The organism is Hymenobacter defluvii (genome assembly GCF_017589435.1).
In the GTDB taxonomy this organism is placed as follows: domain Bacteria; phylum Bacteroidota; class Bacteroidia; order Cytophagales; family Hymenobacteraceae; genus Hymenobacter; species Hymenobacter profundi.
Genome location: NZ_JAGETX010000003.1, coordinates 173751 through 187366, shown reverse-complemented (window position 1 = coordinate 187366; position 13616 = coordinate 173751). Strand labels below are relative to the sequence as shown.

Annotated in this window: 11 protein-coding genes; 9 read left to right on the top strand and 2 right to left on the bottom strand. The window is 60.2% G+C overall.

The annotated features are described in order from the left end of the window. Positions 1-34: 34 nt before the first annotated feature. The 9 genes from J4D97_RS07745 (at position 35) to thiL (ending at position 11284) form a co-directional block, all read left to right on the top strand. The gene (locus J4D97_RS07745) at positions 35-1777 is read left to right on the top strand and encodes a M3 family oligoendopeptidase (RefSeq protein ID WP_208307079.1); all 1743 of its coding nucleotides are present in this window, start codon (positions 35-37) and stop codon (positions 1775-1777) included. A 243-nt stretch (positions 1778-2020) separates the two neighbouring features. Further along, on the top strand, positions 2021-2695 hold the full coding sequence (locus J4D97_RS07740; RefSeq protein ID WP_208307078.1) for an LEA type 2 family protein: 675 nt from the start codon (positions 2021-2023) through the stop codon (positions 2693-2695). Positions 2696-2938: 243 nt separating this feature from the next. Continuing rightward, complete coding sequence (locus J4D97_RS07735) at positions 2939-5071, top strand: TonB-dependent receptor plug domain-containing protein (protein WP_208307077.1); 2133 nt, start codon at positions 2939-2941, stop codon at positions 5069-5071. Between the two features lie 48 nt (positions 5072-5119). Next, positions 5120-5755 (top strand): HmuY family protein, encoded by a 636-nt coding sequence (locus J4D97_RS07730; RefSeq protein WP_208307076.1) that lies wholly within the window; start codon positions 5120-5122, stop codon positions 5753-5755. Between the two features lie 98 nt (positions 5756-5853). Beyond that, a complete protein-coding gene (locus J4D97_RS07725; protein WP_208307075.1) occupies positions 5854-6684 on the top strand; it encodes a heme/hemin ABC transporter substrate-binding protein in 831 nt (276 codons plus the stop codon). Positions 6685-6784: 100 nt separating this feature from the next. Beyond that, positions 6785-7879 (top strand): FecCD family ABC transporter permease, encoded by a 1095-nt coding sequence (locus J4D97_RS07720; RefSeq protein WP_208307074.1) that lies wholly within the window; start codon positions 6785-6787, stop codon positions 7877-7879. 205 nt (positions 7880-8084) lie between these two features. Continuing rightward, the gene (locus tag J4D97_RS07715) at positions 8085-8870 is read left to right on the top strand and encodes a heme ABC transporter ATP-binding protein (protein WP_208307073.1); all 786 of its coding nucleotides are present in this window, start codon (positions 8085-8087) and stop codon (positions 8868-8870) included. A gap of 187 nt (positions 8871-9057) precedes the next feature. Then, positions 9058-10101, top strand: coding sequence for a hemin-degrading factor (locus J4D97_RS07710; protein ID WP_208307072.1), 1044 nt, complete (start codon positions 9058-9060; stop codon positions 10099-10101). 154 nt (positions 10102-10255) lie between these two features. Then, positions 10256-11284 (top strand): thiamine-phosphate kinase, encoded by a 1029-nt coding sequence (gene thiL / locus J4D97_RS07705; RefSeq protein WP_208307071.1) that lies wholly within the window; start codon positions 10256-10258, stop codon positions 11282-11284. Positions 11285-11473: 189 nt separating this feature from the next. Here thiL and J4D97_RS07700 read toward each other — a convergent pair whose 3' ends face one another. Next, positions 11474-12460, bottom strand: a complete 987-nt coding sequence (locus tag J4D97_RS07700) for a transglutaminase family protein (RefSeq protein ID WP_208307070.1) — start codon at positions 12458-12460, stop codon at positions 11474-11476. Positions 12461-12622: 162 nt separating this feature from the next. After that, positions 12623-13558 (bottom strand): alpha-E domain-containing protein, encoded by a 936-nt coding sequence (locus J4D97_RS07695; RefSeq protein WP_208307069.1) that lies wholly within the window; start codon positions 13556-13558, stop codon positions 12623-12625. Positions 13559-13616: the final 58 nt, after the last annotated feature.

The window sequence follows — 13616 nt, the reverse complement described above, 5'->3', positions numbered from 1 at the left end:
CTTCCCTCCCTAAAAACGATAGATGCCGAATTATATGAATCTTGCTCCCGTGTCGGCTACTGAGCTGGCTACTGATATGCAGCGTCCTGCGCGCCGCTACTTGCCCGAGTCGTTTGTGGTAACCGACTGGGCCTCTTTGCAGGCCTATTTTGAAGAGTTGCGTGACCGAACTATCGACTCGGCAACTGAGTTGGAAAACTGGCTGCTCGACCGCTCGGAGCTGGAATCGGTGCTGAGTGAGGACCTGGCGTGGCGCTACATCCGCATGACATCGGACACGCAGAGCCAGGAGCGGGCCGAGGCGTTTCAGTTTTTCGTGAATGAGGTGGAGCCGCAGGCCGCGCCCTACGACCACGCCCTCAACGAAAAGCTCATGTCCTCGCCCTACCTGCCGGAGCTGGACCAAGACCGCTACCGTGTATTCATCCGCTCGGTGCGGCAGGCGCTGGAGATCTACCGCGCCGAGAACATTCCGCTGAAAACGGAAATCAGCACCAAGCAGCAGCAGTACGCGGCCACGGTAGGGGCCATGACGGTAACGCTGGACGGCAAGGAAGTGACCCTACCCCGCGCCGCCGATAATCTCAAAAACACCGACCGTTCGGTGCGCGAAACCGCCTACCGCGCCATTCAAGAGCGACGCTTGCAGGATGCCCAGGCCCTCGACCAACTCTTCACGGAGCTGGTGACCCTGCGCGACCAGATGGCCCGCAACGCCGGTTTTGCCAACTTCCGCGATTACATGTTTGCCGCGCTGGGTCGCTTCGACTACACCGCCGAGGATTGCTTCGACTTCCACCGCGCCATCCGCGAAACCGTGGTGCCCTTCATCGACGACCTCGACCTGGAGCGCCGGCAAGACCTGGGCCTACCCGAGTTGAGCCCCTGGGACTTGGACGTGGATACTTCCGGCAAAGCGCCGCTGCGGCCGTTCGAAACGGGCGAAGAGCTGCTGGAAAAAACCATCACCGTGTTTCAGCGCCTCGACCCCTTCTTGGGCGAATGCCTGCGCACCATGCGCCAGATGGGCCACCTCGATTTGGAGTCGCGCAAGGGCAAGGCGCCGGGCGGCTACAACTACCCACTGGACGAAACCGGGGTGCCGTTCATCTTCATGAACGCCACCGCATCCCTGCGCGATGTGGTGACGCTCTTGCACGAGGGCGGCCACGCCGTGCACTCCTTCCTCACGCGCCGCCTACCCCTCTCCGCCGACAAGCACCCACCATCCGAAGTGGCCGAGCTGGCCTCGATGAGCATGGAGCTGATGAGCATGGACTATTGGGACGAGTTTTTCCCGAACCCCGACGAGCTACGGCGCGCCAAGCGCACCCACCTCGAAGGCGTGCTGGAAACCTTCCCCTGGGTAGCCACTATCGACAAGTTTCAACACTGGGTGTACGAGCACCCCCAGCACACCGTGACCGAGCGGCACCAGCGTTGGACGGAGATATTCGACGAGTTCAACCAGCGCACCGTGAGCTGGAAGGGCCTGGATGACTACAAGCCCTACCTCTGGCAGAAGCAGCTACACCTCTACGAAGTGCCGTTCTACTACATCGAGTACGCTATGGCCCAGTTGGGCGCCATTGCCGTATGGCGTAACTACCGCCAGGACGCGCAGCAGGGACTAGACGCGTATAAGCGCGCTCTGGCGCTCGGCTACACCGCGCCCATTGGAGAAATCTACGAGGCTGCCGGTATTCGTTTCGATTTCAGCACGGAATATCTGCGTAGTCTGGCTGACTTCGTGCGCGAGGAAATGGCGAAGCTGTAACCACTTACAAACTGCTGTTTGTGCCAACGCCCACCTTTCGCAGGTGGGCGTTGCGTGTTTTTAGGCGACTTGCTGGCCACTCTGCAAACCGGCGCAGCATCTGGCAGGTATTCCTGGGTAGATAAAGAGGTAGAAGGTAATAGTCGTGGAAGCCTTCGCCAAGCAACTGATAAACAACTGAAGAGTAACCCACGCCAACCGAAGCAGGTATAGCTAGTCAACTCTCACCTGTTCTCCTCCTGTATGCTGCCCCTACCTCACCCCACCAAATACCGTTTCCTGCTAGCTGGCCTGGGCCTGCTTCTACTTCTGCATTTCACTGGTTGTGGCATCTCCGAACAGGTGCAGCAAGCCAAAGCATTCGAGAATGCCCAGATTCGCCTAGCATCGGTGCAGCAAGCCACCGTGGCCGGCATCGACATCATGCAGATCCGGCAGCTCAGTGACCTGAGCACCGTGGACAAGGCCCGTCTGGCCGCTGCCTATGCCGCCGGCAACCTGCCCTTGCGCATGCTAGTGAATCTGGAAATCCGCAATCCGAATGCTGAGATGGCTGCCCTGAATGAGCTGGATTACATTGCCCTCATCGACGGTAAGCAGGTAGCCAAAGGCCGCTCTACGCAACGGATTGAGGTAGCGCCCAACGGTGGCACTACCCTGGCACCCATCACGGTGGAAAGTAATTTGCGCGAGGCCCTGAGGGAGGAGTCGGGTGAAGCTCTGGCCGACCTAGTGTTGGGCTTTGCAGACCGTGACCGTCAGCCCGTACGTCTGACCATGCGCGTGCGCCCTACTTTCGTTACCAACAATGGCCGCCGTATTACACCTGCAGGCTACATCAATCTGAGTAAGGAATTTACTGCCAGTCAATTGATTGACGCCATAGAAGAGCGTGATTCGTTAAACACACGCCCGTAGCCGTAGCACTCTTGTAGGCTACGCTGCACTACCTAGCCGGCTCGATCTTTCGGGCCGGCTTTTGTATGTGCTAGATACTTGTTTATTTAAATAAAATCTAAATAAGGCTTGCATGTGAAATTTTGAAGCATACTTTTGCACCACTGTTTAGAATATTTCTAAACAGTGGTTTGGTGACCATCGGGGCTATTCGCCGAAATAGTCCCGAGAATCCAACCCGCATTCGCAACTGCTTCTTTCTTTATGCCCTGCACTCGTCTCTGCCTGTTTTTGCTGATTACCCCGCTGGCCACGTTGGCCCAGCGGCCGGTAGCACCAACAGACACGGTCCGGCTCCGGGGGCGCACCTTGGATGAGGTAGTGGTGACAGCCACCCGCACCGAAAAGTCCCTGACCGAAGTGCCGATTCCGGTGACAGTGGTAGGCAAGGCCCAGATTCAGGCTATGGGCTCGTTGCGCCTCAACGATGTGCTGGGCGAGCAAACCGGCCTTACCCTAGTGGCCGACCACGGCCGGGGCGTGCAGCTGCAAGGCCTGAACCCCGAGTACACGCTGATTCTGGTAGACGGTGAGCCCTTGATTGGTCGCACGGCCGGCACGCTGGAGTTGTCGCGGCTGGCCGTGGGCAACATCGAGCGGATAGAGGTAGTGAAAGGGCCGGCCTCGGCGCTGTGGGGCTCGGAGGCGCTGGCGGGTGTGGTCAACATCATCACCCAAAAGCCCCAGCCCGGCACCCGCGGCGACGTGCGCCTACGCTACGGCTCCAACCAGACCGCCGATTTGAGCGGTACGTTCAATACCAAAGGCGAGCGGCTGGGCCTTACGGTTTTCGGCAACCGATACAGCTCCCAAGGCTATACCCTGCAACCTGCAAGCGGCACGGCCACGGTGCCGCCCTTTGCCAGCTACACAGGCCAGTCGCGCCTCACCTACAAGGTAGGGGATTGCACGAACCTGAGTGTGTCGGGAAGGTATTTTCTTGAAAATCAGCGAAGCACCATGCCCGTGACGGGCGAAGACGGTGCTACGGCCGACGTGCGTAGTGCGGGCCGGCAAACGGATTACAGCGTGAATCCGGTGCTAACCCACACATTCTCCGACAAGCTCTTTGGCACGGCGCGCTTCTACTACGCCGGCTACCGAACCCGCGAAGACTACACCTACACGGCCACCGGTGCGCCCTACGACGCCAGCTATTTCCACCAGACCTTCACCCGTCCCGAGGTGCAGCTCGACTGGCAATTGCACCCGCGCCACCTGCTTACGGTAGGCGGCGGCTTTCTCACAGAAACCGTGGAAGCCACCCGCTACGACCAGCGCCAACGGATGCGCTCGGGCTACGGCTTCGTGCAGGACGACTGGTCGCCGGTGCCGGGCCTGAACCTGGTGGCCGGTGCCCGCTACGATGGGCACAGCCAATACCAGGGGCAGCTCAGTCCCAAGCTTTCGGGACGCTACCAGGTGCGGCCGTGGCTGGCGGTACGCGGCTCGGCGGGTAGGGGCTTTCGGGCGCCGGATTTTCGGCAGCTCTACCTCAACTTTTCCAATCCGGTGGTAGGGTATAGCGTGTTTGGCACGCACCAGGTAGGGGAGAAGGTGGCGCAGCTGGCGCAGCAAAACCAGATTGCCCGCGACGCGGCTACAGGCGAACTGCTCATTAACCAAACGCTGCTCGACCAAGCCAGCGGCCTCACGGCCGAAAGCTCCCGCGCATACAATGTGGGCGTGCAGCTCACGCCGGGTAAGAAGCTGAACCTAACGGTAAACTTCTTTCACAACGACCTTGAAAACCTGATTGAAACGGCGGCCGTGGCGCAAAAAACCAACGGACAATCGGTGTTTTCTTACCGCAACGTGAGCCGGGCCTATACCCAGGGCGCGGAGGCGGAAGCCAGCTACCCACTGCTGCCGGGCCTCACGTTGAGCGGTGGTTATCAGTACCTGATTGCCAAGGACAAGGACGTGGTAGAACGTCTGAAAGCCGGCGAAGTCTACCGCCGCGACCCGGCTACCCTCGCCACCGAGCGGGTGCCTGTGGGCGACTACGGCGGCCTGTATAACCGCTCGCGCCACTCCGGCAACGTGAAGCTATTTTATCAGGACATGCGGCGCGGCTACTCGGCCAGCTTGCGCGGCATCTACCGGGGGCGCTACGGCTTGCAGGACCGCAACGGCAACCAACTACTGGACGCCGCCAACGAGTATGTGACCGGCTATTGGGTCTGGAACGTGGCTGCCAGCAAAACCCTGCGCCAGCGCTACACCGTGCAGGCCGGCCTCGACAACGTCCTCAACTTCACCGATCCGGCCAACATCAGCACGCTACCGGGCCGCCAGTACTATGCCAGCCTGGTGGTGGCTATCGGGGCGAAGTAACGGTATCTCAACGATTTCTCTTTCCTAATCACTATACCCTGCTTTCTGATGAATGCTCTGTTCTCCCGTTTTGCCCTGTTGACACTGACTACGGCCACCCTGAGCCTGGCCGCCTGCTCCGACGACTCAGACGATACCAATGCCGTGGCGCCTGCGCTGGAAGTGAAAACCGCCAGCAACCTAATGCCTGCCGCTGGTGGTACCACCAGCACCGGCCAGCCCGCCACGCCCAAGCACTACGCCTTCTACAGTCTGGCTACTGGCAAAGAAGTGTCCTACACCGACTCGGCTTCCACGAAGTGGGACATTGCCGTGCGCAGTACCACTATTCTGGTAAACGGCGGCACCAGTGGCCCTGGCAAGGGTAGCGCTCAGGTGGTGGATGGGCTGTTTACGGAAATCACCGAAGCGCCCGCCACGGGGTACAAGCAGGATACCAACACCGGCAAGGCCATTCCGACGGGCTCGGGCAATGGCTGGTACAGCTACAACTCTACCACGCACCTTATTACGCCCATTGCTGGCAAAGTCATCATGCTGCAAACTGCCGATGGCAAATATGCTAAGATGGAAGTGGTGAGCTACTACAAAGACGCGCCCGCCACGCCTACCGCTGCCAGCCCCAGCGGCTGCTACACCTTCCGCTATATGTACCAGCCCGACGGCTCGCGCAACCTGAAATAAAGTCCGGTCTGGGTGGGTAGGCGCGGCGATATGGAGCGCTAACCCTACCTGCCTGGTGCCGGCACAACTTAATCATCAACCAATCAGCCCTACCCTTTATGCCCAAGCAAATCTTGAAGCTGCTCTTCTTACTTCTGCTGCTGGCCGCTACCAAACCGGGGCAGGCCGCCGCGCCCGCCCGTATCGTGTCGCTGAGCGGCACCATCAGCGAAATGGTGTGCGACCTGGGCCACCAAGCCGATTTGGTGGGCGTGGACGTGACCAGCACCTACCCCGCCACGCTGGCTACATTGCCCAAGGTAGGGCACACGCGCAGCATCTCGGCCGAAGGTGTGCTGGCCTTGCGCCCTACCCTGGTACTGGGTACTACGGAGTCGATAAAGCCGGAAGTAGCCGCGCAATTGCGCTCGGCGGGGGTGTCGGTGCAGCTATTCAAGCAGGAGTATTCGGTGGCCGGCACGAAGAAGCTGGTGCAAGAGGTCGCCTCTCTATTAGGCGCCACGGCCCAAGTGCCGGCTCTCACCAAGAAGCTCGACGCCGACCTCACGAAGGTGCAAAAGCCCACGAAAGCGCCCAAAGTGCTGTTTGTGTACGCCCGCGGCACAGGCACCATGATGGTGGCCGGGCAGGGCACCTCGGTGGAAAAGGTGATTCAGTTGGCCGGTGGGCAAAATGCGGCCGTTGGCTTCTCTGACTTCAAGCCCCTCACTGCCGAAGCCCTGGTGGCCGCCAATCCCGACTACCTGCTGCTGTTCGATAGTGGCCTGGAGAGCCTGGGCGGCAAAGCGGGCCTGCTGCAAGTGCCCGGCGTGGCCCAAACCACCGCCGGCCGCACCGGTCACATCATCGAGATGGACGGCCAATTGCTCACGGGCTTCGGGCCGCGCCTGGGCCAGGCTGCCGCCGAACTGGCTCGTTTGACGAAATAGATGCCATTGTTCTGGTGTGGGCCTCACCCCCCGGCTCCTCTCCGAAAAGGGGGCCGGGGTGAGGCCCATACCAGAACAACTCCACTTACTACCCTTTCTTATGCCTACCCTCACTGCTCCGTCTGTATCTACCGTGCCTACCCGCACCAGCACGGCTACCCGCCGCCGATTGATGCTGCTAGCCGCGGCGGTGCTACTGGTAGCGGCTGTGGTAATAAGTGTAGGAGCCGGAGCCATGCGCATTGCCCCAACGGCGCTGCTCGGTATCTTCCTGGCGAAGCTGGGCATGTCGACAACGCTTGGTTTTGAGCCGCAACAAGAGGCTGTGCTGTGGGCTATCCGGCTGCCGCGAGCTTGTTTGGGTGTGCTGGTAGGCGCTAGCCTGGGATTGGCAGGAGCGGCTATGCAAGGCCTGTTCCGCAACCCCCTGGCCGATCCGGGGCTAATTGGCGTATCGGCGGGGGCGTCGTTGGCAGCGGTGGCTACCATTGTGCTGCAAGCCACACTGTTTCAGACAGCAGGCGAGTGGCTGGGGCTATATCTGCTGCCGGTAGCGGCGTTTGTGGGCGCGTGTGGCACCACGCTGGTTGTGTATCAGCTCTCGAAGGAAGGGGGTAGGGCCGTGGTCAGTACCATGCTGCTGGCGGGCATTGCCATCAACGCGTTGGCGGGCGCCGTCACCGGCCTGCTCACCTACGTGGCCACCGATGCTCAACTGCGCAGCATCACGTTTTGGGGGCTAGGCAGCTTGGGCGGCGCCTCGTGGCCGATTATCCTGAGTATCCTACCTTTTCTGGTGGTGCCGTTGCTGTGGCTGCCCCGCTTAGGCAAACAGCTGAACCTGCTGGCATTGGGCGAAGGCCCGGCCGCCCACTTGGGCCTGCCAGTAGCTTCGCTCAAGCGTCAGCTCATCGTGCTCAGCACCCTGGCCGTGGGTACGTCGGTGGCGGTGGCGGGTGCCATTGGTTTTCTGGGACTGGTGGTGCCGCACTTGGTCCGCTTGGTGGCCGGCCCCGACCACCGGGGCGTGCTGCTGGGCTCGGCGCTGGGCGGCGCGGCGGTACTCACGCTGGCCGATACGCTGGCGCGCACCGTAGCGGCTCCCACCGAGCTGCCCATCGGTATCCTAACGGCCCTGCTGGGCACGCCGGCTTTCATTGTGATTCTGCTTCGCGAAAAGCGCCGGCTGTTTTAGCATTGGTTGTTGCACGATGTAGAGACGCATACTTGCGTCTCGTCGTTGAACGATTTCGGCCATGCGGCGCGGACGACGAGACGCAAATATGCGTCTCTACATCGTGCACTAGTTAGTAAAAATAACGTCCTGTTACTGGTTGATAATCATTATAATATACAAGTGTTATAGACTTAGTTAACGTCAATTTTTGAAATTCCTACCCATGTTCGACGTACAACATATAAGCTATCAAATCGGGAGGAAGATCCTGCTGCAACAGGTTTCCTTCCGCGCCCGCCCCGGCGAATTGATGGTGATACTAGGAGCCAATGGGGCGGGCAAATCTACCCTGCTGCGCCTACTCAGCGGCGACTTGCTACCCAGCGGCGGCAGTGTCTCGTTTCGGGGACAGCCCTTGGCAAGTCAGCTGCCGGGCGAGCTGGCGCGGCACCGTGCGGTACTCACGCAGCAGCACACGCTGGCGCTGGCTTTCTCGGTGGAGGAACTGGTGATGATGGGCCGCTACCCACGTTTCCGGGGGCAGCCTAGCGCCCACGACCACTTTGTGGTGCGGGCGGCGCTGGCGATGGTAGGCCTAACCGACATGGCCCAGCGCAGCTACCCCACGCTCTCAGGTGGGGAGCAGCAGCGGGTGCAGTTGGCGCGGGTGCTGGCCCAGGTGTGGGAGGCCGACCCCGGCTACTTGCTCCTCGACGAGCCTCTCACCGGCCTCGACCTGCACCACCAGCACCGCACCCTGGCCGTTGCCCGCGAGCTGGTAGGCAAGGGCTTCGGGGTAGTAGCTGTGCTACACGACCTGAACCTAGCCGCGCAATTTGCCGACCAGGTATTGCTATTGCACCAAGGGCAGCCGCTAGCCTACGGTCCGCCTGCCGAAGTGCTAACGGCCGCCAACATCCTCGCCGGCTTCGACTTACCTGTGCAGCTCGTGCCGCACCCGCATCATAATTGCCCACTTATTGTGCCGTGCCCTACGGTGAATTGGTAAGGTAGGGATGAGCCCTGTCTTAGTCTGTCATCCTGCGCTTGCGAAGGAGCTTTTCATGTATGAACGAATCGTTAGTTCGCTTAGTCGTGCTGCCGTGAGAAGGTCCTTCGCTCCGCTCAGGATGACACACGAATCAGGAAAGGCCGATACTTCACAACTTCACAAACTCACAACTTCACCATTCCTTATGTCAACCGCCACTATACCAACCCAAACCCTCGCCCAACGCTGGGCCGAGTACCGCCATCAGAATCCCAAAAGCCGCATTCGCAATGCTGCCGACGACCTGGGCGTGAGCGAAATGGAGCTGCTGGCGACCCAGTGCACCGGCCAGCCCGACGCGCCCGTAACGCGCCTGCGCGCCGAGTTTTCGAACATTCTCCAGCAAGTGCCTACCCTAGGCCGCGTGATGGCCCTCACCCGCAACAACAGCGTGGTACACGAGCGCAAAGGTCCCTACCTCGACGTATCGATAAATGGCCCCATGGGTCTGGTGCTGGGCGAAGACATCGATCTGCGCCTGTTTCTGATGCACTGGCAGCATGGTTTCGCGGTGAGCGAGGACGGCCGCCGCAGCCTTCAGTTTTTTGCCAACGACGGCGAGGCCGTGCACAAAATCTACCTCCTCGAAGACAGTAATGGTGCTGCCTACGACGAGCTAGTGACCCAGTTTACAGCCGAAAACCAGTCGCCAGACGTGACGGTAGAGCCCGCGCCTACCCCCGCCGCCGAGGCCGCCGACGAGACCATCGACGTGGAAGGCTTTCGGGCGGCGTGGCGGGCGCTGCCCGATACGCACGCGTTTTTTGGGCTGCTGCGCAAATTCGGCGTGACGCGCACGCAGGCCCTGCGCCTGGGGCCGCCCGAGTTGGTGCGCCAGGTAGGCAACGATGCGGTGGATAAGGCCCTACGAACTGCTGCCGATCAACAACTGCCCATCATGCTATTCGTGGGTAGCCGCGGCTGCATTCAGATTCATACCGGCCCGGTGCACCGCATTGTGCCCATGGGGCCGTGGCTGAACGTGCTCGACCCCGATTTCAACCTGCACCTCAAAGCCGAGGATGTGGCCGAAAGCTGGGTGGTGCAAAAGCCTACCACCGACGGCATTGTGACCTCACTGGAGCTGTTTGATGCGCAGGGCAACAACCTGCTGCTGTTTTTCGGGAAGCGCAAGCCGGGTATTCCGGAGCAGGACGCGTGGCGCGAGTTGGTGGCCGGATTAGAATAGGGTAGGGCACGGGGCGCCACCGGTGCCGGCCATTGCGTAGAAGGAAACACACTGGCCAGGCCGCGTGTTGTGGCTACCTTTGCCGGCGCGCTGGCCGGTCGGGTAATAACTTGCCCGGCCGGCCGCGCCCTACCTTCCTAAGCCCCTGCTTCCTATGAGTTCTGTTACCCCCTTGAATGCCCTCGGCGAGTTCGGCCTGATCAACCGCCTCCAGCAAACCATTACCCTACGTCAGTCCAGCACTACGCTCGGCATCGGCGATGATGCGGCCATTCTGAGCCCTGCCGCCGGGCAGGATACTGTTATCAGCACCGATCTGCTGGTAGAAGGCGTGCATTTCGACCTCACGTTTTGCCCCTTGAAGCACGTGGGTTATAAGGCTGTGGCCGTGAACGTGTCGGACGTGGCAGCCATGAATGCCACGCCTACCCAGATTGTAGTAGGTATTGCCGTGGGCGCGCGCTACTCCGTGGAGGCCATTGAAGAACTGTACGAAGGTATGCGCCTAGCCTGCGAGGCCTACAACGTAGACCTAGTGGGCGGCGACACCACCGCCAGCCGCGGCGGCCTCACCATCAGCGTAACAGTGTTGGGCCAGGTAGCCCAGGGCCAGGCCGTGCGCCGCAGCGGTGCCCAGTCCAACGACCTGCTCTGCGTAACTGGCGACCTGGGCGGCGCCCTGCTAGGCCTGCAAGTACTAGAACGCGAAAAGCAAGCCTGGCAAGCCGACCCGGACTTCCAGCCGGAGCTGGAAAAATATAGCTACGTGGTGCAGCGCCAGCTCCGGCCCGAGGCCCGTATGGACGTCATCTACGAGCTGCGCGAGCTGGGCATCACGCCTACCAGCATGATTGATATTTCGGACGGGCTGGCCTCCGAAACGCTGCACCTGTGTCAGGCCAGCGGGGTAGGGGCGCGCATCTTCACCGAAAACTTACCCATTGCCAACCCTACCCTGGAAGTGGCTGAGGAGTTCAACCTCGACCCTATTATGTGCATGCTCAACGGCGGCGAAGACTACGAGCTACTCTTCACGGTGCCCCTCGCCGACCACGACAAAATCAAAAACCACCCCGATATCACCATCATCGGCCACATGGTGCCCCAGAGCGAAGGTGCAAACCTCATCACCAAAGCTGGCCAGGCAGTGCCCCTGCAAGCGCAAGGCTTCAAGCATTTCTAGCGGGTAGGGAAAGCGCCTGTCACCAGAACGGCGAAAAAAAAGAACGTCATGCTGAGCGTAGGCGCAGCCGTAGTCGAAGCATCTCTATCGCAATGGTAATCCTAATCGGCAGGAATTACTCACGGTAGAGATGCTTCGGCTACGGCTGCGCCCGCGCTCAGCATGACGTTCTGGTTATTAGCCCCTTTGCTACTGTTGTTGCTGTTGCTGTTGCTGTTGCTGTTGCTGTTGCTGCAAATCCAGATACTTGCGGTAGGAGTTGACGGGGGATATAGGCGCAGCTACCTCCTGCATGTAGATAGGCTCAACGGGGGTAGGGGCAGCCAGAGGCGTGCCGTTTTCGATGTGCACAGACACCTCCAGGCGGTGGGCGCTGGTGCCTTTGTAGGTGCCCTTCACAGGGGTGCAGTCCATGAAATTGCGGCCGATGGCCATGCGCACGTGGCCATCATTCACGATGCAGTTGTTGGTAGGGTCGAGGCCGAGCCAGCCGTAGAACGGAATGTAGGCCTCCACCCAGGCGTGGGTGGCGCCGGTGCCGCGCACGCCCTCGTCTTTGGGGCAGATGTAGCCGCTCACGTAGCGCGCCGGAATGTCGTAGAGGCGCAGCATAAACAACAAAATATGCGCAAAATCCTGACAGACACCAGCTTGTAGCCGCCAGATTTCTTCGGTGGGCGTTTCCACGTTGGTCACGCCCTGCTGATAGGCAAAGTGGTCGTAGACGTATTCCGACAGCACCAAGGCATTTTTCAGCGGCTTCTCCGTGCGGTTCACCACGGCGTCGAGGGTAGCGCGAATGGCTTCGGTAGCGGCTGAGGGCTCCCGGGTGAGGAAGTCGAAGAACTCGGCGTCGCCGCGTAGGGCGCGCAGGTGCTGCCACTGCTCAGCGGCCGGCTGCTCGTCCATCGGAAACTGGATGGGGTGCGTCACCACTTCCGCCAGCGAGTCAATCAGCAGCTCCGAGTGCGGGGCAATCACCGAAAACACACCGACCTGGTTGCCGAAGTAATCGGTGAACACCTCCACTTCCGGGGCGTGTGAGATAACCAACTCGTGCTTCTTTACCTCCAGCCGGTCGTCGGGTAGGGGGTACACCATCACTTGGTTGGCGCAGTCAATAACCGGTGCAGCGTAGGCGTAGCGGGTGCGGTGCTTGATGGTATAGGCGGGCATTGGGGTAGGGATAGGAGGGTAGGAAGTAGAAAGTCTGTCATCCTGAGTGGAGCGAAGGACCTTCTCACGTTGAACGGCAATCGAAACAACGACTCGTTCTCACGTGAGAAGGTCCTTCGCTCCGCTCAGGATGACAGACTTTTTCGAGTGGCTTAAGTAGATTTAGTTATACCCAAAGTACGACGTGTTCAGCGCGCTGGCTACGTCCAGCAGTTGCTGGCGGGTTTGCAGCAGGAAGCTGGTGAGCTGCTCGGGCTCTTGGGCCGAGAGGCGGCTGTAGCGCACGGCCGTGCGCACTTTGCCAATCAGAAACGCAACGTGCGCGTGGCTTTCGGGGAGGCTCTCGGGTTGCAGGCGGCCGAAGTAATACGCCAACTGATCGAGGCTGTAGAGCAGCGCGTGCGGAAACTGCGTGTTGTAGACAATGAATTGCAGCACGTTATCGGTATTAAACGTGCCCTTATACGTTTTGATATACTGCTCGTAGCCCACCAGCGAGTACAGCAGATAGCGCAGGGCCGGCGCATCGAGTGGGTGCACGGCGTGCTCCTTCACGGTGGCCCACCGCACGCGCAGAATATCGGTGGTCTGGATGGCACGTTCCAGGCACTTGCCGATGCCCAGGTAGGCATAGCCCTCGTCGCGGGGCATGGTGTGCTGCACGGTGCCGGCATAGAGCAGCGCCTGCCGCAGCAGCGTATCCAGGCCCGAAATGGGGTCTTCGTGGGTGATTTGCTGCCCTACCTCCGGGTCGCGGATAACGTGGTAAAAGTCGTTGAGCGACTGCCACACTTCCTTGGTGATGTGGTCCTGCACGGCGCGGGCATTCTCGCGGCCCTGCAAAATGTTGCGGTAAGCCGAGGCGCCGTTGTTGCGGTCCAACACCAGGTGCGTCAGAATGGGGGTAGAGTGGCCATCCAGCTGCGCCAGCTCGTCGGGCGTAAGGTCACCGTAGAGCTGCAAAAACGGCCGCCAATTGAAATCATAGATTTCGTTTTGAGAGGCAATGTAATTCGTGCGAATCACCTGAAGCATCGACTGCGTGCGCTCCATGTAGCGCGCCAGCCAGTAAATCGTATCCGCAACGCGACTAAGCATAATATTGTAAGCTGTTAGCTGCTAGCTCGTATTTGAAAAAGTAGTGTGGCAGGAGTTG